Here is a 19,959-nt window from a genome sequence, read left to right on the forward strand (position 1 = left end):
TGCCCAATGCCCAATGCCCTATTCCCTATTCCTTATTCCCTTCAATTTGTTGAACAGATTCAATCAGCGATCGCACTTGTTCCGTACCCTCAGAAGATTCAAATGATAAAGGAAACTTACCCCGAAGGATCATCCGCAAACCGAGGGGTGCAAGACTGAGTAACCCTTTTAAATCCCGAAAGTAGTTACCAACTACTTGTAAACCAAATTGGCGTTCATCAATCCAACCACCTTCTTTAACTAAATCTATTAATACTTTCCGGTGACGAATTGAACGACTATCACTATTTTGTTTCTGGGTAAGAATTTCTTGTTTAACTTTGGTGATTTGTTCTAATGGTGCAACTTCCATTGGACAAACAGAATCACAGTACAAACAACGGGTGCAACCCCATACGCCTTTAGTACCTTCGTTATAGCTTGCTAAACGATTTTCGGTATCGCTATCACGAGAGTCCGCTACCATTCGGTAAGCTTTGGCAAGGGCATGGGGCCCTACAAAGTCTGGATTAACTTCACGAGCGTTGCATTCAGAGTAACAAGCACCGCACATAATACAGTTACCAGTTTGATCGAGGCGCGATCGCTCTTGTGGTGTTTGCAAAAACTCTCTTTCTGGTACTTGTCGTGCTGCCGTACTCACATAAGGGGCAACTGCCTCTAGATTATTCCAAAAGCTGCTCATATCTACAACCAAATCTTTAATCACGGGCATATTGCCAAGAGGCGCGATCATGATTTCACCAATAGCATTTACTTTACTTTGAGATGATGGTATTTGTTGTAATCTGGCAAGTTCGCTCCCAACATTTTCTTTACAAGCTAAAGCCGAACGCCCATTAATTCGCATAGCACAGCTACCACAAATAGTATTGCGGCAATTTTTGCGAAATGCCAAAGTTCCATCTTGCTCCCACTTAATCTGATTGAGGCAATCCAAGATTGTATTACCTGGTTCGGCCTCTACAATGTAGGTTTGCACAACAGGGGAGGAATTTTGTTGCTGTCGAATGACCTTAAAAATAACTTTCATCACTACTAACCAAAATTTTAAAATTACTTCACCAGCCTCAACAATCATGAGTCAAAGCAGGTAGTTGCGAAAAGTGAGTTATACTTTTTGCCCCTAATTCAAACCCTGGTGTTAATAGGCTGACGATTAAAGGGCGACTGATTCTAGTTTAAGGATAACCATTAAAATTTTACTTGTAGTAGCGTTGTCGGCAAGATTTTTGTCAAATTCTGAGTTAAAACGCCAAAAATGTCATCGCAGCTTTGCATTGAATTTATCTGTTTGGCAATGTAAAGGAAAGAGAGTTTGCTTCAAAAGTAACTTCAGTTGATCTTTGATCTAGCGATCCTATCCAAATGAAATGCATCTGAAGTTAGCAACATGTCTTGATGTCAACTTTAGTCAAGCAGTCCTGACAGTAAAATTCCACCTTCGCCACCACTTGACAGAATTTTTTGATTATATAGAAGTCTGAAAGCCCATGTTTAATATATAGTAGTGGCAATCAAGCACTAAGCAGATGTTAAGAGATTTGTTCATCCCATAGACAGACGTGCAAAATCCTCTGGCCGCTTTTGACCTGAAGATAATAAACCGAGGAAAAATCCTCACCACTTTCAAAGAAAAGTTAGAGTAGCGCGAAACCCGGAGGTGCGTGACTTTTCACTTTTTGGCTTGCTCTCAATCAACAAAATATGCGATTGAACTCATTGGTCAAAATTGCTCGTCTCAATATATAAATTTTTATAAAAGCCAGATAGCAATGCTCGCGCTTGCAATAATAAAGGGTTAAGAAAATCGTCACTGCTTTTTTCAACTTTCAAGTCCAGGAATTTAAATAAAAATTTACCAGCAACTTTAATTCAAAATTAAACAACTATTTTGCTATTATTAGTCCATGCTAGTATTTAATATAAAATTACGAAGTAGCAAAACCAGAATCAATAGCCGTATCAGCGCGGTTACTACTGCTTTGTTGATTCGTAATGTAGAGACAAGAAAATTCGCGTCTCTATTGGTAGGACAAAAGGGTGTATGCCCGTAGGACTCTATTGAAATACTATGCTGTCCTAACCTTGAGAGGACGAGTGGAGAAAACTCTACTTGCTCATTGGCAAGAAAGGCAAGCACTGAAAGTGAAAAACCTGCAATTTTTTGGGTCTACGACTTATTTGCAGTAGAACCTAACCCCATTTGTAATGGTGGCTGAAAGTTACACCGCTACAGTAGCGCTAAAGAAGAAAATAGTTTTCTTTCTGATGGCGAATAATGGTTAAAAGTGCCGTAACATCACCAAAATTAATGTCTGTGGCAACTATGGCCTCTAGTTGGTTGTAGACAACCATATATAGAAGTGCTTTTGGCTCCTATCGGCAGGAATTCACCCGTTACACTAGGGTCTTCAGTAGCTCTATGCAAATGCTAAAAAATTAAATGCTGGCATGAGACTACATAGTTTATCAGTTTGGAGAGAGTAAGGAAAATTTGAGCATAATGACTGAAACTGCAACCGCGCCATTAACTGGAAAAGCACTACTTGCTAAAGTAAAAGAACTTTCCACATTACCACGCCGAGAAAGAGCTAAACAGTGCGGCTATTACACTGTTACTAAGAATAACCAAGTTCGTGTTAATCTCACCGATTTTTATGACGCTTTGCTATCTGCTAGGGGAATTCCTCTAAGTCCAGAAGCACCTAAAGATGGTCGTGGTCGCGAACCGACATATCGGGTTAGTGTCCATCAAAATGGTCAGATTGTAATTGGTGCTACATATACCAAAGCAATGGGCTTGAAGGCTGGAGATGAGTTTGAAATTAGGCTGGGATACAAACATATTCACCTGATTCAACTAGGTGAAAGCGATAAAAAACTAACCTCACAAGATATAGATTCTGACGAATCAGACGAAGATTTAGAAGACGAAGAGTAAATTTGCTGATGGTAAGGATAAGTTTCAGGTGATGATAACTTGTCCTTACCCCGACAGCAAATTGGTAGCCAGGTAAAAAATACGATTAGACCCCTTGCAGAATTCACCAAATTTAGTAGAGTCTTGATTAATCAGCAAGAAATCTATAATGCAAGAAGTCTATCGTGTTTTTTTGTTTATTTTGATAAATTTCTTTGAGTCTTCGGTCAACGCCTTACTGGCGTTTAGAGAAAATGCACCGCCACTAGTTATAGTGACGGCATTTTTTGTTTGCTGGATAGTTTGCTGGTTGCCAGTAGCAACAGTATCAGCAATATTGCTTAATTGGCAACCTTCTAAACCTTTACAGCCAGAGCAAAAAATGCCTTTATTGGTGTCACTTTACCTGTTAGCTCCCCCGATCCTCTGGGGAGTTGTTTGGTTGAGTAATAAATCTTTTTCAGATTACGGCTTTGTTGCCAATTTTTCAACTCTTGGTTTTTTAGCGCTAGGTTTTGGTTTGGGAGTGCTGAGTCTAGCTATTGTATTTAGTGGGCAATTCGGGTTAGGTTGGTGTTCTTTTGAAAAGTCTAATTTCAAATTACTACTACCCATATTGCTACCGATTTTCTTGATAGCGTTATTAGTCGGTGGGATAGAAGAATTAGTTTTTCGCGGTTTCCTGTTCACAGAATTAGCACAGGATTACCCAGTTTGGTTAGCAGCAGCAATTTCTAGCTTGATTTTTGCCTTGTTACACTTGGTTTGGGAGCAACGCGAAACTGCACCCCAACTTCCTGGATTATGGCTGATGGGAATGGTGCTGGTGTTAGCACGCTTTGCCTCTAGAGGTAATTTGGGTTTAGCTTGGGGATTGCACGCAGGATGGGTATGGGCGATCGCTACCATAGATACAGCACAACTAATTACTTACACTGGTAAAGCCTCTGACTGGTTCACAGGTAAAAATAAAAAACCCCTAGCTGGCTTGGCGGGAATTATTTGTGTATTGGGAACTGGAGTAATTATTTGGTTCAACTCTTAAGTATTGTAATTTCCCATAGAGAGATGTACGTTAACGCAGATCCCCGACTTCTCCAAAAAATCGGGGATCTAAATCCAACGATTTAGTAGGCACTATTCCACCCTACTAATCTTTATTTAGTGCTCAAAACTACTCAGACCTTCGGATTCTGTCAATTTCTCGTTGTAATTCTTCAATTTGGCGGCGTAAAATTTCTGTTTGATTTTCGGAAGATTCTGCTGAAACATTTACCGTTCCGGAAGCAGGCGATCGCTGATAATTTCCTCGGCGAATTTGCTGATATTCTTCGGATACAGCCCACGACTGTAAGTAATGCAAGCGTTCAACAGGGAAAGGATGACTCAACATCATACCCTGAGCGCCATTGTAGATTAAAAACTTATATATCTGATTCAGTCCATCCTCGTCCAATGCCTGATAATTTTCTGACTGCTTGATAAACTCTTGTAAACTACATTCATTGGCATATTTGTTACTACCGCCAGAAAGTTTCATCATCGTTGACATCACAGGATTCAAGTCATCCATTACTAGTAGTGCAGCGCGATCTGACGATAACTCGGCTTTGCGCCGCCATTCAAAAAAGGCGTAAATCAAGCCTTGGGTAACAATATTACCGATGCCGAAGGTCAATTCTCCCAATGCCGAAGCAGCACTCATCGCCCACATCGCCATTTGAATTAAAATAGTATGACCACATTTAATATGCCCCAGTTCATGGGCTAGCACCGTCCGAATCTCGGCTTCGTCTAGTAAGTCTAGTATCCCTGTATTTATGACTATGTAAGGATTTTCTTGCCCCAAGGCATAGCTATTTACTTGGGGATTTTGCGAGACAAACAGTGTTGGTTCTGGGTAAATGTCCAAATCTCGGACGCATTCCCGAAACATCTGGTAAATAGTGGAATATTGACGCGGCCCAACTTGGATGCTGTTACCCATTAGATAGACTAATTGAGGGCGTTCGTAGATAAATTCCACAAATTTACGAGCGATTAAATCAAATCCTGGCAAATTTCGTAAAGCTTGCTCCGCTTGGCGATCTAGTGGATGCCTGAAGGCTTCGCTGGAAATTCCTGTGTAAGTTGGCATAATTTAGGGTATTGGATGATTGGTCATTGGTCATTAGTCATTGGTCATTGGTCATTGGTCATTAGCAAAGGACAAAGGACAAATGACAAATGACAAATGACAAGATAATAGAAATGGGGCAATTGGAAGTAAAAATCACTTTGTATGGAATTGAAAGCGTGTGATTGAGGCAGAAGTTCATTTGTCACTACATAACTTTTTGCGATCGCAAGCGGGGTTCCCTTCCTGGCCCCATCATTTGACGATGGCACGGTTGGTAGCACGCGCCTTGCGCCTGGGACGTAGCGCCCTAATTCAAGTCGGGGCGGTTTGTGGCTATCAAGGGCGGTATCGTACTAGTTTTGTAGCATCAGCCCTGATGTGGCATGGCCCTGTAATTATTGTTGCTCAAGAAACAGTGCAGCAACTTCTGCTACGGGTTGAAATTCCCCGTCTACAGCAGTGGCTACCAACCAATAAATCGATTAGGACAGGTGATGCTTGGCCTGATGCCCAGTTCCAAGGGCTACTGCTGACCTCCCCAGAAGCTTGGTTAAAAGGACAGTTAACTGGTGGCTCACGCTTTCCCCAAGGCATTCCCACAATTATTGATGGGGTAGACGATCTTGAAGATTGGGTGCGTCATCAACTTACCCAAGATATTCAACCCGATGATTGGGATCAACTCATGCTAGCTTGTCCCAACCAAGCTGAGGCAATTCGTGAAGCACGGATACAACTAACACACGAACTTTTTCAGCATCCTGCTAATCCATATCAGTGCTATCTAATTTCCCAGCCAGAAATAGAAATTTTAAGCCGTCTCTATTCTGCTTTAGAGTCAGTACAAGCACTGCCAGAACCTTGGAAACAATTCTGGCAACAATTTCAAACCCTCAACGAAAATCTTTCCTCCCCTGCTCTCTTCTGGGCGACTATTGCCCATCGGCAAGGTTTATTTTCTTTGCACTACGCCCCAATGGAATTAGGGGAAATACTCTCGCCGATTTGGCAGCGACAACCAGTAGTTTTAATTGGCAGCGCTATCGAACCGGAAACTGAGGCTCCCCTTTTTCGCCAGCGCCTGGGTTTGGAAGATTTAACTTGCTTGAAGTTCTCTTCGGAGAGTCAAGCAGAAGCAATTCAACTGTATGTACCCTATAAGTTGCCCTTACCCAACACGCCAGAATTTCAAGCGGCATTTATTCACAAAGTCCGCACACTGGTTTGTCTAAGTGCGACAGCGCCAGGATTAACTGTTGTCTTGGTGGGGGATGTACCACTAAAGGCTCAAGTAGCGGCAATTCTGGCTTCAGAGTTTGGTTCGCGGGTGCAAGTAGAAAAAACTTGTTTAGATGAAAATGGTATTTTGATTAGCGGTTGGGAATTTTGGCGAGAACATCAACGAGTTTTGCCAGCACCCCATCTGTTAATCATTGCTACGTTGCCCCTACCATCTTTGGAAAATCCCTTGGTAGCTGGTAGGGTAGCTCTTTATAAGCGATCGCATCAAGATTGGTTCCGTTTATACTTGTTGCCAGCAGCTTTAAATGAATTACAACGGGCGATCGCTCCAGTACGAGAAAGTCAAGGGATTGTGGCTTTGCTTGATAGTCGTGTAGTTAACCGCAGCTACGGCGCTCAAATTCTCACAGCTTTAAGTCCTCTGGCACGCATTAACTATCTCGATCCCAGCCTGTTTTCCAATACCGATGAGGAAAATTCTGCTTAAAATTCAGTTACCAGTGACGCCACTTGACGGCAGTTGCTCCACTTGGGGAGACCCCATCACCCTTGGCGTCTCCCCTTGGGAGAAGACCGCAGTGGCTCCCCAATGCCCAATTTAAATTTTGACGAAGCAAAGCGCGATCGCAAAGAAGCAAGAACTATTATCAGCTTATAGAAGGTGATGCAATTCATCGCCTCTGAAGTAAGCATGATTACTGCCAAAATAAATTTAGAACCTAAATAAAATTTGAGTTGCTGATTATGGGTGAAGCAAAACGTCGTAAAACCACACTAGGAAAAACATACGGTCAAGAGACTCGGATCTTGCCTTGGGTTCCGATCACAAAAACTCAAGGCGAACAATTTGTCACTTGGACTACTCGTGGTGCTTGGATAGGCATTGGTCTGATGATTGTTGGATGGTTAACAATCCGTTTTATCGGCCCAGCTTTCGGTTGGTGGCAAGTAGTCTATTAATTCTTAATTCATAATTGAATTAGTTGGATATCTAGACTCCAACTAATTCAAGACTGCTAAAAAAGACAATAACCCGCAAGTGTCTTGCCAATAATTACAAATTACATTAGGCAACGGTGGGCAGTTTGCGTATCTTATGGAAAAGCAAGCTAGGCGTAGCCTCTTGTAAAAAGCATTATGACCGACATTCCTTGATGGTACAAGCCCTTAGATTCATATATGGAGTTAATCTAAAATCTAAAATCTAAAATTCCCAAGCCCCTAGATTTATCTATGGGGTCAATCCAAAATCCAAAACTTGTACTGAGCGAAGTCGTTGGCGCAGCCTCTCGTAGAGAAGTATCTAAAATCCAAAATTGTCTGACGAATTACGAATTAGTTAACTGAGTTATTAATAAAAAATAATTACTCATTTTGGATAGATAATCGAAATATATTATATATGCATTAAATTTGGCAAAACAAAATTAAGATAATAATCCTTCTAAATTCATTGTGCTTTGGTTTGTACAAGTTTTTGAAAATAATCCAAAAATACCTGAAAATATTGCCTAAATGGCAACATTGCTCTGCTGAGTTTAGGTATTGTCAGTGTTAAGTTTTTCCCTTTGTGGATTTTACACTCACAGTTGTCTACCAATTACGTTATCTCGGTATAAATTATTGCTTATCTCCTTTTGCAACTACTTGACCTAGAATTCGCACTGTCATCTGCTTAACTTTATATATTTAGGAGGAACGAATTTGGTATAACTAATGATTTACCTATACCAAAATCTACGTTAACAACAGAAGAGATTAAACATCTAAGCAAGAGACACTATAACGATGGAAAACTACATTATGGCGTTTAATAACAGTCTATTTGACTGCACATAGCCAATAAAAACTAAATATGTAGCTTTTCTGTAGTTGACTAGTGCTAAATTTAAGTTACTCTTAAAGCGGATCTCTTACTCTAAGAATCCACCCTGACAGAAATGTATAAAGATATAGTTAAATTTAGCAATTCTGTCCGAGATTTTGAATTTGCAAACTGAATAGTTTGATACGGCCCTCAAAATCCCGATCCACTACCCTAAACAAAGTAGTCAATTCACGACTCAAAATCACCTGTCTGGTAATTGTAATGAATAGTTTACAATACTAATGGGTGAGAAAATCTAAAGAAAATATAAAAGAAACTCAAATTACTGTGGTGTCTGGAGGACAAAAGTGTTTCTGAGACTAGCACATCAACATCGACAATTCGTCCAAGACTTAGTAATGAACCTGCAAGCCTTGGCGATTGTATTAGAGCGGCGTGGGTATCCTGCATCTTGTTATACCTGTGGCGACCAAATGAATAGTGCATCATTTATGGTTAGCTTGGGTGATAATCATCTAATTCGATTTTTAGTGTCCGATTACGGCATTACTTGGACAGAAATGCGGGATGACCGCGAATTAATGAAGCTAGAGGGTGCAGAGGCAATCAACCAACTAGATGAATTGGCCGATCTTGTCAAGCAATCTATGCAAAGTGATACAGGCTCTAAAACTCTTGCCAAGAAGTATTAAGATTTCAGAGGTCGAGAGCAAATTAAAAATTGATTATCGGTAACTGTTAATCGGTAACAGTGGCTTAGTTAGCGATCGCGCTTACCTATTTCTCCATTATCATAAAGTGATTGGCTATGGCTAGCCCATCGCATATTTTTGGTATCAGCGAAAATCTGACGGTCTTGATTTTCAGCCTCTAGCTAGAAGGTGTTAAAACACAGCAAAGTCAGAGGTTAGTTAGTTGAGCGCTCCTCTTTTGCCATAATTTCATCAAAACGCGATAACTTCTCTACGAGACACTGCGCGAATATCTAAAGTCCATTGCCAATTAAAATAAAGGGTGCCCAATAGTACGGGTGACTAAAGTCATTGACTGCTGCTACGGGTGCATTATGACTTATTTCCTTCCAGTTTCCAGTAATTAATGAGAGTTGAGCTTGGCGTAAAGCTTCAGTTTTAGTCAGCTTCTCAGTAGAAAGAATACCATAAAAAGCACTCATGAGTGCTTGTGTACCACCATCATCTACAGACCACAAAGAGGCGATGGCGGCTCTAGCGCCGGTTTGTTGCATCTGATAGCCAAAGCCCAAAATTTCTTCACCGTTACCTAACTTGCCTCCCAAGCCGGTTTCACAGGCGCTCAACACTACCAAATCTACATTCGGGAGTGACCAAGTGGCGACATTTCTAAAATTAACGCGATCGCCATTTCCAAATAAAATAAACGAATCTTCTGGTTTACCTACCACAAAGGCTGCATGAGTCGCTAAATGGACAATTGTATAATCATCCATTTGGGGTACAGCGACTTTAGGAGTAAAGGCATCGTCTAAAAGCTTCGTAGTTTCAGGAACCGCTGCTGCTAGACTTTCCACTTCCCGCACTGCAAAGGGTAAGCCAGCGAAAGCAACCTGTCGATTACCAACTTTGATTTGATAATTACCTTTAGTAAAAGCACCCGCTAAAACCCGCAAAGTGGATTGTTTTGAGGTGTTTAAATTAGTCAGACTGGCAGATGTAATGTGATTCACGTTGAAACGCTGTACGAGCCATTGTTTGCCATCATACACAGCAGTTAAAGGAATGTAGCGTAATCGATCGTCTGGAGCGTAAATCAGAGTTTGCGTACCCGATAGCTTTAAGTCTTTCTCTATCGGTTTAATTAGCCAGTCATACAATTGGCGTGCAGGTGCTTTGATATTTCGACTGGGATTGATTAAAGCTTGACGGAAAGCATCAATTGTTTGATAAAGTTTTTCGCGCTTTACAGCAACGGTGCGATGGATTGGTGGGGATTCAGGAGTTACCAATACCAATTCCAAACTATCTTTTAAAATCAGTGGGTAGAGTAATGCCGATTTTTGCGGTAATCGCGCCAAATTATCTCGAAGTTCGTTGAGACTTTCCAAATCCAAATTTTGCCGCCTAGCTGTACGGCTAATTTGCTCTACCTGTGCTTTCACTGAAGGACTATTGATAAATTGGTTAAATCCATCTAGAAGTTGCTGTTGATTTAAGACTAATTGTTCGATGCGTTGTTTTTGTTCGAGCGATCGCTGTTCGGGGGAAATTTTCCGTAGTGTTGTTAATTCCTTACCCAGTACAACAGCATTATCCACACTTTGATCCAGCTTTTGTTTAATTGGTTTTTCTGTTGCCGCTATATTAAGACCTTTGACAGTACGTTGATTACCTGGCACATTCTGGAGATATTCCTCTAGTTCTTCAACTTTGAGTAAATCCATTGTCCTTTGTGCTTCAGCAACACGTTCTTGTTTGAGCAATCGTTCACCCAAAATGCGATATGTCTGGCTAACAGTTATGTTGTAAGCATCTGGTTGTGGCGCACTCAATGCTGATGGATTCAAGCGAGCTTTCTCACGATTAATCAAACAATGCTTGTAGAAAAAAATTGCTAACTCTGGTTGGTTTTGGATATCGAATAAGTAACCTATGTTACTGTAGGTTTTGCCAAGTCGAACCAAATCCCCAAGTTCTTTGTTAATCAATAAGGCTTGCTGATAGGATTGAAGTGCTTCAGGATACTTTTTTTGACTTTGGTAGATTCTGCCAATATTGTTAAATGTTACCGCTTCCCAAGAGCGCTCTCCAAGGTCTCTAGTGATGGTTAATGCTTTCTGTAATTTCTCCAACGCTTCTTTTGATTGACCTTGACGAGATTCTTTGATAGCTTCTTGATTGAGCCTTGCAATTTCTGAGAGTTGATTATTCTTGGGTAAAGCTTGAGCTTTTTCTCCAGATTCGTACCTCAACCTTGCATTTGTATTTACCTGGTTATTGTCTGGATATACCATCCCAAAACCTAGTAAGCTAAGTAGAGATAAAGTAACAACACTCACATGCCGGAGATTAGGCTGCATAACAAAACACTCCCTATGCTCGGAAGGTAAATATTAAATCAATAAGTCCGGCAACGCAATTAATTTTTATGCTATTCAATAATTTGGAAAATTTATAGGCGTTGAGAAATTTGAAGATGTCAGAAGAAAAACCCAGCCAACCAAAACTACCACCAACCAGCGCCCTTGACAATCCATCGAGTCACGAGTTTGGGAATTGGTTTGAATATCCTGTCAGAGTCCAACCCCACCACACTGACTATGCCGGTCTTGTCTGGCACGGTTCCTATATAGCTTGGATGGAAGAAGCGCGGATTGAATGCTTGCGATCTATAGGGATTGAATTTGCTGATTTAGTCGCTATAGGCTGCGATTTACCAGTTGTAGAATTGTCGGTGCGCTATCACCGTTCAATTCAATTGGGTATGGCAGTGCTGGTAAAAACCCGTATGGCTGAGGTCACTGGTGTACGAATTAATTGGGATTACGCCATTATCTCAACTGATGGACAACAATTGTACGTTACTGCCAAGGTGACTTTAGTCGCTTTAGATCGCGAAAGAGGCAAGATTATGCGTCAGTTACCGCCGAGTTTTAAGGATGCATTAGCCAAGATTTCAGCATTAAATAACAATTGATTGAGCAAGGTTATCATTTCACCTTTTCTACTTCACCTTTTATTGGCAAAAGTGAAGTATAGATCGTTATTTTCCAGTTTGGATCTGCGACAAATTTTGAGCAAACTGCGTTACGTAATGCCAAATATCTTGGGGAGTAATGCCAAAACTAATATTTAATAAAACAAGGATTGCCGCAAGAGTTAATGCAGTGCTCACGGTTGCTTTCAGCAATTTCCATAATATTATGAAGACTATCCAAGCTATAATTAACGTAATAATCATATATATTCATTCCTTAATAATTGCCCTTGTCTGAAAGTGAGTTGACTCAGAAAGGATAAGCTTTTATTTTGGTACTAATCACTGGTATAAAAAATGCTAAACCCAGTTGTTAATATTTACTAAAATGGAGGTTTTTGTGATAATTAGCCTGGAGATATTTTACCTAAGAATCAGATAATTATTGATGTAATATACTGGGTTTATTTGCAAAGTTTTTGTAAAGCTTTATATTTTTTTGGAGATAAATTATAGATATACATAAAACTGACGACCGATCCGGAAGTCAAAAGTTATCTTCAATAAAGTTTTATTTGTTAACTTTTTTATAGTTCGGTGAATACATCTTTGCGATCGAGTGAAATAATTTTCATATTAATTAAATTAGAGGCTGGGGATTAGAGATTGGGGACTAGGCATCAATTTCTAATCCTCAGTCCAAACTGAACTGAAGGTTTTTATCGCAGAGAGATTATCCGCGACTGAGTTTCTAACCTTTCACTTGCTATTAAAACTTCTTGTCTTGCCCATTGATCTGCTGCCAAAATGTCATCTAAAGAGGGATTAGTACGGTTATCATTTTGATGGCGATCGCACACCCACTCGATACACCGAGGAATATCTAAAAACCGAATTTTTTCTTCTAAAAATAAAGCTACAGCTTGTTCATTGGCAGCATTTAACACAGCAGGCATCGAACCACCAGCTTTACCCACAGCATAAGCCAACTGCATACAAGGATATTTTTGATGGTCTGGTTCGCGGAAGGTTAAATTTCCAGCTTTCACCAAATCTAAGCGTTCCCAGTCGGTGTAAATGCGATCGGGCCAAGATAGAGCATACAGCAAGGGTAAGCGCATATCTGGCCAGCCGAGTTGGGCTAAAACTGAAGTATCTTGTAGTTCAATCAGTGAGTGAATAATGCTCTGGGGATGAATGACAATTTCGATATTGTCATAATCCAAGCCAAACAGGAAGTGAGCCTCAATTACTTCCAGTCCTTTATTCATCAAAGTAGCAGAATCTACTGTGATTTTCCGTCCCATCGACCAATTAGGATGCTTCAAGGCATCAGCAACAGTTACATTTGCTAACTTTTCTATATCCCAGTCGCGGAAAGCCCCACCAGATGCAGTCAGCAAAATTTTCCGTAAGCCATCTTTGGGAACACCTTGGAGGCATTGAAAGATTGCGGAATGTTCGGAATCGGCAGGGAGTAATTTTACACCATGTTTTTCGACTAGGGGTAGAACCACAGGGCCGCCAGCAATCAGAGTTTCTTTGTTTGCTAAGGCAATATCTTTACCAGCTTCAATCGCGGCGATCGTGGGTAGCAAACCAGCACAACCAACGATCCCAGTGACTACGGTTTGGGAATCGCCGTAACGGGCAACTTCTATCACTCCGGCCTCACCAGCCAGTAGAATCGGTTGGGGATTGAGGTCAATGATTGCTTCTTTGAGCGCTGGTAATTTATCTTCTGAGCAAATGGCTGCTATTTCCGGCTGAAACTGCCGAATTTGAGCAGCCAACATCTCTACATTGTTCCCAGCTGCCAATCCCACAATCCGAAACCGATCTGGGTACTGAGTAACAATATCTAAAGTCTGAGTACCAATAGAACCAGTAGAACCAACAAGAGTAATCGCTTTCACAATTGCTTAAGGATTTACAGACAACTCTCACTATAAATTGCTGGGGACTCTTTAATCACAGCGATCGCTATAATCGATACACTGACGAGGAGGAGAGACACAAAGAAAGAAAATATCCCCGTGTCTTCTTGTTCGCGTACCTCTCTGTGCCAGTCCCAATCCGTTAATTTCAACTCGATAGACTGCTAGCACGGCGGAAATCCTGCTACGATCTCAAACCAGACAAGGTTTAATTTTCATATAACTAGACAAAATTTGTATTTATAAATACTATATTTTAAAAGATAAATTCTGAGAGAATTGGCAAAAGTAACCAAATAGGAAATAATTTCAATTAATTACTCATCTGTCCAGTTTCTTAATTATGTTGGTGGAGGATTTAATATGCAAAATCTTACTCATAAATTGCTAGATTGCAGCCATAGGTAAAAAGATACATAAAGGAGTTTGTTGAAGCACTCAACCCTATGGCCAAAGCTCAGATAATTATAAAAAAAATTTTATGGAAAAATGATTTCCTGTTTCCAGCAGCAATATGGCTTGCCAGTCGAATATTTATCTGGACAGCTATGTTGCTGGTTGCGCCAAAACTATCATTATCAGCAGAGGAATTTTTGCCCCGTTTTGGCTGGGGGGTTTTTGATGCTTGGGATAGTATCCATTACCGTGCGATCGCAACTTCTGGTTATGAATTTGTGAATGACGGCAAGCAACATAATTTGGCCTTCTTTCCCCTGTTTCCCTTAAGCATCTGGTTTTTGATGGAGTTGGGCTTACCGTTTGAATTGGCAGGCACGTTAGTCAACAACTTGGCATTTTTTGCAGCACTTTACTGTTTGTATTTTTGGGTCAAGGATTGTTATGGCATCAATGCAGCACACTGGGTAACTGCTGTGCTTTCTTTGTATCCGGCTTCGATGTTTACGGGAGTGATTTACACAGAGGGGCTGTATTTGTTTTTGAGTACGGCGACTTTGCAGGCGTTCGATCAAAAGCAATATGGCTGGACTGCTCTTTGGGGCGCGATGGCAACAGCAACACGTCCTACAGGTATGGCACTAATTCCAGCATTGGCGATCGCAGCCTGGAAAGAACGCCGACCACCTATTGCCTATATAGCCGCTTTGACTACTGCTATTGGCATACTTTTATTCAGTTTGTATTGTGCGATTTATTTTGGCAACCCCTTAGCTTTTATCGAAGCACAGCGAGGATGGCGACCAACTCTAGGATTTGATTGGCAAGGTTGGTTAAATATGTTCATGCAAATTGCCGTTGGCAGTAAAAATTGGCAATTTGGTTGGGTTCAAAACTCCTCTGGCGGGATTCAAGATCCCTGGTATCTGTTGTTATTTGGTGCGATTGTTGTCAGTGGCTATCTTTTATTGCATTTCCGTCAACGTTTTAGTTCTGTAAAATTATTTTATAGCTTTTATGGTTTAGTCTTACTTTTGTTGATTCTGGCAAGCGAACAGTGGATCGATAACTTCCTCAACTTGTTCATGGTCTTGGGTGGTGGCTATGTGTTGTGGCGCTTCCACACGCAACTGACCCCAGTTACAGTTATTTATGGCTTTTGTGGTATTGGTTTACTGCTAGCCTCTGGAGGCACTATTTCCTTGAGCCGTCTCGCCTACGGTATTGTGCCTCTGAATATAGCCATTGGTGTGCTGCTATCTCGCCATCCTCGTCAAGGATATTTAATATTAGGCGCTTTTGTGACATTACTAGCCAAAATAGCTGTAGGATTTGCCCAAGAGCATTGGGTTGGTTAGAGAGTTCGATCCATTATTGCTAAGAAATTGAATTTAAATTTCCTAATGAATGTATTCAATCAAACGAAGATAGCGATCGCTTCATTATTTCTAGGTGTAGGTGCCATTTCTTTTGGCTCTATTTTTATGAAATTGAGCGAAATTGAACTTAGCCCCAGTGCAACTGTATTTAATCGCTTTTGGCTTGCTAGCGTGGCCTTCTTGGTCTGGCATGGATACAAAGCAATACGGCAGCAATTTTCCGCAGACAAACCTGTAGAACAGCAGTCTTACACCAGTCAGGATATGTTGCTATTACTAGGTGCTGGTATTCTTTGGGCTGCCACTTTAGTTTTGTTGGCTTGGTCGCTGACTCAAACTAGTGTTGCGATTTCTAGTGTGTTGCATAATCTCGCTCCTATATTTACTAGTTTAGGGGTGTGGCTGCTATTTCGTAAGGGTTTTGAGAAGCAATTCCTGATTGGCATGGTCATCGCCCTTGGGGGAGCGATCGCCATTGAATTTGAGGAATTGCAAATTGCCACGGACGAGGTTCAAGGAGGCTTTGCTGCGATCGTTTCGGCGGTTTTATTGAGTGCATACCTGCTGATCGTAGAAAAATTACGAACTAAATTTTCTCCAGCTACAATTCAATTGTGGATCTGTGCGATCGCCGCTCTAGCTATCTTCCCCATACTTTTGTTTACTCAAGATCGGCTTTTCCCCTCTACAGTCAGTGGGTGGGTGTGGGTAATTTGCTTGGCGCTGGTTTGCCAAGTTTTAGGTCATGGGCTTTTGACCTATAGCCTTGCTAAGTTTTCCTCTGTGGTTGTCTCCTTGGTGCATCTGTTAGAGCCAGTATTTAGCGGCATTTTCGCTCTGGTAATTTTTTCAGAAAAATTAACTTTCTCGAATTGGATAGGTTTCGCTGTAGTTTTAATGGGTTTATACTTAGCCATATCTAGCCAAGCTGCTATTAATTATCCGTTCCAGGCATCAGTCAACAATATAGTTAACACTTTCGTTAAAAGTATGACGATTAAACTGTCATTACTAAAGCAACAATTTTCAGAAACACCAGCTTTATTAGGAACTGTATCATTATTGTTTGCCTTAATTCCCATATCTTTAGCACCATCTTTAACTAAATTGTGTCAACAAGAAATTGGTGCAAATGCTGTAGTATTTCATCGCAGTTGGATTGCAACAGTTGTCTTTGGTTTGTGGAATGGACTTGAGGCTTTTCGCTACCAACAGTCTATTGAAGGAGGCAGGGGGCAGGGGGCAGAAGGCAATATTACTCCTGCCTTGCTTGATAACCAATCTATAGAACAGAAGCCTTTTACAAGTCAAGAAGTGTGGCTATTGTTGGCAATGGGAACCTCTGCTGGAACCTATCTTCTATTATGGGCTTGGTCGCTGAGTCAAACTAGTGTTGCCAACGTGGCTTTACTGTCTAATTTGAACTCTTTATTTGTTGCTCTGGCTGGGTATTTATTATTCGGTCGGCGTTTCGACAATAGATTCGTGATTGGTCTGGTTGTCGCTTTGGGGGGAGCAATCGCCTTTGAACTCAATAAGGTACAATTTGCAACCGATCAAATATTAGGTGATGCATTAGCATTGCTAACTGCGGTTTTCATGGCTACGTGTATGCTGCTGATAGAAAGACTCCGAACCAGATTTAGCACTGCAACTATCATGCTGTGGCGATGTGGAGTAACAACAATGTTTCTATTACCAGTCCTCCCATTCCTCGAAGATAGACTATTGCCCTATTCCTGGATGGGTTGGTTTTTCATAATTTTTCAAGCTCTCTTCTGCCAAGTGTTGGGTCAGGGACTTTTAGCTTATAGCCTTAGCAGAATCTCTTCAGGCGTTGTTGCCGTCACGCTTCTTTTAGAACCAGTTCTAGCTTCCATTTTTGCTTGGTTTATTTTTGCAGAACAAGTAGCTTTGTTTGACTGGGCGACTTTTGCCGTAGTTTTAATGGGTATCTATCTAGCCCAATCTAGTCAATCCATTGTTCAAGTAACAAACGAAGGATCGTAGAAGCGCTATTTATCCAAAGTTCAATTTTAGAGAATATGTCTCTAAAGGATAAATTCATTCATAAATTATGGTGAAATTAGTGTAAATCCTTGAGCCGAACCGATAATTTTACTACCAGTTAAATTTATTTGCTGCAAAGCCCCATTGTCTAACAGCAAATAAGATTTATTAGATAACATTTGTTGTAAAGTTGGGACAGTTGCAGGAGTTACCTTACAATCGCAGTAAAAGTCTAAACTGGGACGCCCATAAGCAAAAGAAGTATAAATTTGTGTTCCTGTTGAAACATTTGCCCGAATTAATTCTGCTACTGGTTTAACCGGAAAAGCTTCCTTTAATTCCCAGATCCATGATTGCGAACTCATTAACAGTGCTAAAACTAAGTAGATCCCAGAAAATAGCACTGGAATAAAGTTGCGATCGCGTTGTTTAATTAGCCATGCTGCAATGCTCATACTGATTGCCAAAACAATGCTCATGACTATTAAACTAGGTTCTTTCTTTGCAAGAATAAAGTAAACAAAACCTCCTAAACCAGCAATAGCAATAATAGTCATAAATATTCTCAAACTTCGCACCTTAAAATGACCGTACTGCCAAATTTCGCTAAGTTTCGCACCAATTGCCAAAGCTAAAAATGGATATACAGGCATAACATACCAAGGCAGCTTAGTTTTCATTAAAGAAATAGTCCCTAAGTAAATAATTGTGCCAATAAGAATTAAGCGACCCCAGGTAGTATGACGTTTTTTCCAAGCTAGATAAAAACCTCCTGGTAAAAATAGTAGCCAAGGAAAACTATATTTAATTAACTCAATTAAATAGTACCAAGGTGGGCCGCTATGACCTTCAACAGATTGTGTCAGACGATCAAAAGTTTGTGTTTGAAAGTTCACTTGGAAGAAAGTTTCGCCATAATGTTGCCATTGAGCGACAAACCAAGCGATCGCAGGTACATTTCCGAAAAATATTCCCACTAATAGATAGGGACTTGTTAACAAAGCAAACTGCCGATCTGCAATCAGGAATAAAAAAGCGATCGCTCCTAGCGGTAAAACTATCATCCCTTTCGTGAGAGCGATTAACCCCAGACAAAATCCCACACCGAGAGCATATGGACGATTCTGACGTGCTTTTAGCAAACAAAACAACAGCAGCAAGAAAAAGGTAATAGTTGTACCATCTAGCATTGCTAGCCTTCCGTGACGCACTACAGGCAACATCGTCAGGTAAACTAAAGCGCTAAACAGAGCTGGTAAACTTTGGTTAAAAAGCAAACATCCCACCAAGTAAAGCAAAGGCACGCCCAAGGCTGTTAATACTGCACCCGGTAGACGCGTTGTCCACTCATTCACGCCTGCGAGCGAATAAGTCCAAGCAATTAATAAGTGCATCAGGGGTGGCTTATTATGATAGGGTTGCCCTCCCAATGTGGGATAAAGCCAATGCATTGAACCAAGCGGGGCACGCCAAATTTCACGGGCAACCTGTGCCACAGTACCTTCATCCCAATCTCTTAAAGCGGAGTTTCCCAAAAATATCAGCCATAAAAATAGAGATATTATCAGTAAGCTAAATAACCATTCTTTTTCTCGGAATAGACGCATATCTAAAATCGGGATAATCATCTCAAACCTCTAGGATATCCCCACTAGGCATCCAGGTTGTGCTGCAACTTCAGAATCTATTTCTAACTTAGTAAATGTTTTGAAAAGCCAATCAAAATTTAACTTAGAATATCAGCAAGATGATGTATATCTTTTTGAAAAAACTATTAGTTAACAATACTCCTTTTGCTGAAACTGGCTCAATAACCAAGCTCCAACTTCAGATTGATTCATCTCACGGCTACGGCGTAAGGCTTCTTCTAAAATAGGCATCGCCAATCCAGGCAATACCTGTGATTCTTGAATACGTTTACTGCCTTGATCTGCGATCGCATAAGCTATAATTTCGGCATTTTGAACATCTACTACCCAGTATTCAGCAATACCCAATTCTTCATAGAGCGCTCGCTTTGTACCCAAGTCATCCAGCAGAGATGTTTTCGCAATCTCAATCACTAAATCCGGTGCAGGATAGCGATCGAGGTTGACGATTCCTGTACCTGCTGGGATAGTTTGGGCACGTTCTCTAAAGTAATACGCTACATCGGGCTGACAGTCCTGAATACCAGTTTTACGAAAAGTCGTGGTGTCTAAGCCTGTGGCTAAAATCCCTTTAATAGTCGCAAATAGAGTTACAGCAAAAATAATTATTACATGGTCTTTACCATGAGCAAAACTAACTGGTGGCATCTCCAGCCTCATGTGCCCTTTGTAGTAATAGCTTTTTCCCTTCTCGTTGAGCAAGTTAGCGACTATCTGCTCATACTCTTGCCAAGAAGCACAAATCCATATATCTGTCGGTAACTGGGTCTGAGTTTCACTCATTGTCTAACCCTTGTGCCAGTA

The 19,959-nt window shown here is 40.9% G+C and carries 17 protein-coding genes; 9 read left to right on the forward strand and 8 right to left on the reverse strand.

The window, feature by feature from the left end:
* Positions 1-25: 25 nt before the first annotated feature.
* Positions 26-1,033: a succinate dehydrogenase/fumarate reductase iron-sulfur subunit gene (locus RMX89_RS16180; RefSeq protein WP_322689643.1), complete on the reverse strand. Its 1,008-nt coding sequence runs from the start codon at positions 1,031-1,033 to the stop codon at positions 26-28.
* A gap of 1,473 nt (positions 1,034-2,506) precedes the next feature.
* Between RMX89_RS16180 and RMX89_RS16185 the strand changes: the two genes are divergently transcribed.
* Together RMX89_RS16185 and RMX89_RS16190 are read left to right on the forward strand one after the other, a co-directional pair.
* Positions 2,507-2,944 (forward strand): AbrB family transcriptional regulator, encoded by a 438-nt coding sequence (locus RMX89_RS16185; RefSeq protein ID WP_094350106.1) that lies wholly within the window; start codon positions 2,507-2,509, stop codon positions 2,942-2,944.
* Positions 2,945-3,092: 148 nt separating this feature from the next.
* Positions 3,093-3,968 (forward strand): type II CAAX endopeptidase family protein, encoded by an 876-nt coding sequence (locus tag RMX89_RS16190; protein ID WP_322689609.1) that lies wholly within the window; start codon positions 3,093-3,095, stop codon positions 3,966-3,968.
* 129 nt (positions 3,969-4,097) lie between these two features.
* Here the strand turns inward: RMX89_RS16190 and RMX89_RS16195 are convergent, their stop codons facing one another.
* Positions 4,098-5,060: a M48 family metallopeptidase gene (locus RMX89_RS16195; RefSeq protein WP_322689610.1), complete on the reverse strand. Its 963-nt coding sequence runs from the start codon at positions 5,058-5,060 to the stop codon at positions 4,098-4,100.
* A gap of 160 nt (positions 5,061-5,220) precedes the next feature.
* On the opposite strand from RMX89_RS16195, the gene RMX89_RS16200 reads away from it, so the two are divergent.
* From RMX89_RS16200 to RMX89_RS16215, 4 genes are all read left to right on the forward strand, one after another.
* Entirely contained in the window at positions 5,221-6,771 is a 1,551-nt protein-coding gene (locus tag RMX89_RS16200) for an ATP-dependent DNA helicase (RefSeq protein WP_322673962.1), read from the forward strand.
* 42 nt (positions 6,772-6,813) lie between these two features.
* Positions 6,814-6,942 (forward strand): hypothetical protein, encoded by a 129-nt coding sequence (locus tag RMX89_RS16205; RefSeq protein ID WP_322689611.1) that lies wholly within the window; start codon positions 6,814-6,816, stop codon positions 6,940-6,942.
* A gap of 86 nt (positions 6,943-7,028) precedes the next feature.
* Positions 7,029-7,244, forward strand: a complete 216-nt coding sequence (locus RMX89_RS16210; protein WP_322689612.1) for a DUF2839 domain-containing protein — start codon at positions 7,029-7,031, stop codon at positions 7,242-7,244.
* 1,215 nt (positions 7,245-8,459) lie between these two features.
* Positions 8,460-8,804 carry a DUF1815 family protein gene (locus tag RMX89_RS16215; protein WP_322689613.1) on the forward strand — a complete coding sequence of 115 codons (345 nt, stop codon included), beginning with the start codon at positions 8,460-8,462 and terminating at the stop codon, positions 8,802-8,804.
* A gap of 293 nt (positions 8,805-9,097) precedes the next feature.
* Here RMX89_RS16215 and RMX89_RS16220 read toward each other — a convergent pair whose 3' ends face one another.
* Complete coding sequence (locus RMX89_RS16220; RefSeq protein ID WP_322689614.1) at positions 9,098-11,167, reverse strand: CHAT domain-containing protein; 2,070 nt, start codon at positions 11,165-11,167, stop codon at positions 9,098-9,100.
* A 116-nt stretch (positions 11,168-11,283) separates the two neighbouring features.
* On the opposite strand from RMX89_RS16220, the gene RMX89_RS16225 reads away from it, so the two are divergent.
* The gene (locus RMX89_RS16225) at positions 11,284-11,784 is read left to right on the forward strand and encodes a thioesterase family protein (protein ID WP_322673232.1); all 501 of its coding nucleotides are present in this window, start codon (positions 11,284-11,286) and stop codon (positions 11,782-11,784) included.
* Positions 11,785-11,850: 66 nt separating this feature from the next.
* Here the strand turns inward: RMX89_RS16225 and RMX89_RS16230 are convergent, their stop codons facing one another.
* The 3 genes from RMX89_RS16230 to RMX89_RS16240 all read right to left on the reverse strand — a co-directional run bounded on the left by RMX89_RS16230 (position 11,851) and on the right by RMX89_RS16240 (position 13,873).
* Entirely contained in the window at positions 11,851-12,048 is a 198-nt protein-coding gene (locus RMX89_RS16230) for a hypothetical protein (protein ID WP_118162507.1), read from the reverse strand.
* Between the two features lie 455 nt (positions 12,049-12,503).
* On the reverse strand, positions 12,504-13,700 hold the full coding sequence (locus tag RMX89_RS16235) for a 1-deoxy-D-xylulose-5-phosphate reductoisomerase (protein WP_322689615.1): 1,197 nt from the start codon (positions 13,698-13,700) through the stop codon (positions 12,504-12,506).
* Positions 13,701-13,714: 14 nt separating this feature from the next.
* A complete protein-coding gene (locus tag RMX89_RS16240; protein WP_322689616.1) occupies positions 13,715-13,873 on the reverse strand; it encodes a hypothetical protein in 159 nt (52 codons plus the stop codon).
* A 294-nt stretch (positions 13,874-14,167) separates the two neighbouring features.
* Between RMX89_RS16240 and RMX89_RS16245 the strand changes: the two genes are divergently transcribed.
* Together RMX89_RS16245 and RMX89_RS16250 are read left to right on the forward strand one after the other, a co-directional pair.
* Complete coding sequence (locus RMX89_RS16245) at positions 14,168-15,475, forward strand: mannosyltransferase family protein (protein WP_322689617.1); 1,308 nt, start codon at positions 14,168-14,170, stop codon at positions 15,473-15,475.
* Between the two features lie 45 nt (positions 15,476-15,520).
* Positions 15,521-17,506, forward strand: coding sequence for a DMT family transporter (locus tag RMX89_RS16250; protein ID WP_322689618.1), 1,986 nt, complete (start codon positions 15,521-15,523; stop codon positions 17,504-17,506).
* Positions 17,507-17,571: 65 nt separating this feature from the next.
* Here RMX89_RS16250 and RMX89_RS16255 read toward each other — a convergent pair whose 3' ends face one another.
* On the reverse strand, positions 17,572-19,113 hold the full coding sequence (locus RMX89_RS16255) for a glycosyltransferase family 39 protein (protein ID WP_322689644.1): 1,542 nt from the start codon (positions 19,111-19,113) through the stop codon (positions 17,572-17,574).
* A 171-nt stretch (positions 19,114-19,284) separates the two neighbouring features.
* Complete coding sequence (locus RMX89_RS16260) at positions 19,285-19,938, reverse strand: Uma2 family endonuclease (protein WP_322689619.1); 654 nt, start codon at positions 19,936-19,938, stop codon at positions 19,285-19,287.
* Between the last annotated feature and the right edge of the window lie 21 nt (positions 19,939-19,959).

This window comes from Nostoc sp. DedSLP04 (assembly GCF_034530775.1).
In the GTDB taxonomy this organism is placed as follows: Bacteria; Cyanobacteriota; Cyanobacteriia; order Cyanobacteriales; family Nostocaceae; genus Nostoc.

What these genes read in the sequence shown, in the direction of transcription:
- RMX89_RS16185 (WP_094350106.1), top strand. Translation starts at nt 2,507, where the DNA reads ATGACTGAAACTGCAACCGCGCCATTAACTGGAAAAGCACTACTTGCT.
- RMX89_RS16220 (WP_322689614.1), bottom strand. Translation starts at nt 11,167, where the DNA reads ATGCAGCCTAATCTCCGGCATGTGAGTGTTGTTACTTTATCTCTACTT.
- RMX89_RS16190 (WP_322689609.1), top strand. Translation starts at nt 3,093, where the DNA reads ATGCAAGAAGTCTATCGTGTTTTTTTGTTTATTTTGATAAATTTCTTT.
- RMX89_RS16245 (WP_322689617.1), top strand. Translation starts at nt 14,168, where the DNA reads ATGGCCAAAGCTCAGATAATTATAAAAAAAATTTTATGGAAAAATGAT.
- RMX89_RS16210 (WP_322689612.1), top strand. Translation starts at nt 7,029, where the DNA reads ATGGGTGAAGCAAAACGTCGTAAAACCACACTAGGAAAAACATACGGT.
- RMX89_RS16180 (WP_322689643.1), bottom strand. Translation starts at nt 1,033, where the DNA reads ATGAAAGTTATTTTTAAGGTCATTCGACAGCAACAAAATTCCTCCCCT.
- RMX89_RS16260 (WP_322689619.1), bottom strand. Translation starts at nt 19,938, where the DNA reads ATGAGTGAAACTCAGACCCAGTTACCGACAGATATATGGATTTGTGCT.
- RMX89_RS16230 (WP_118162507.1), bottom strand. Translation starts at nt 12,048, where the DNA reads ATGATTATTACGTTAATTATAGCTTGGATAGTCTTCATAATATTATGG.
- RMX89_RS16250 (WP_322689618.1), top strand. Translation starts at nt 15,521, where the DNA reads ATGAATGTATTCAATCAAACGAAGATAGCGATCGCTTCATTATTTCTA.
- RMX89_RS16225 (WP_322673232.1), top strand. Translation starts at nt 11,284, where the DNA reads ATGTCAGAAGAAAAACCCAGCCAACCAAAACTACCACCAACCAGCGCC.
- RMX89_RS16255 (WP_322689644.1), bottom strand. Translation starts at nt 19,113, where the DNA reads ATGCGTCTATTCCGAGAAAAAGAATGGTTATTTAGCTTACTGATAATA.
- RMX89_RS16195 (WP_322689610.1), bottom strand. Translation starts at nt 5,060, where the DNA reads ATGCCAACTTACACAGGAATTTCCAGCGAAGCCTTCAGGCATCCACTA.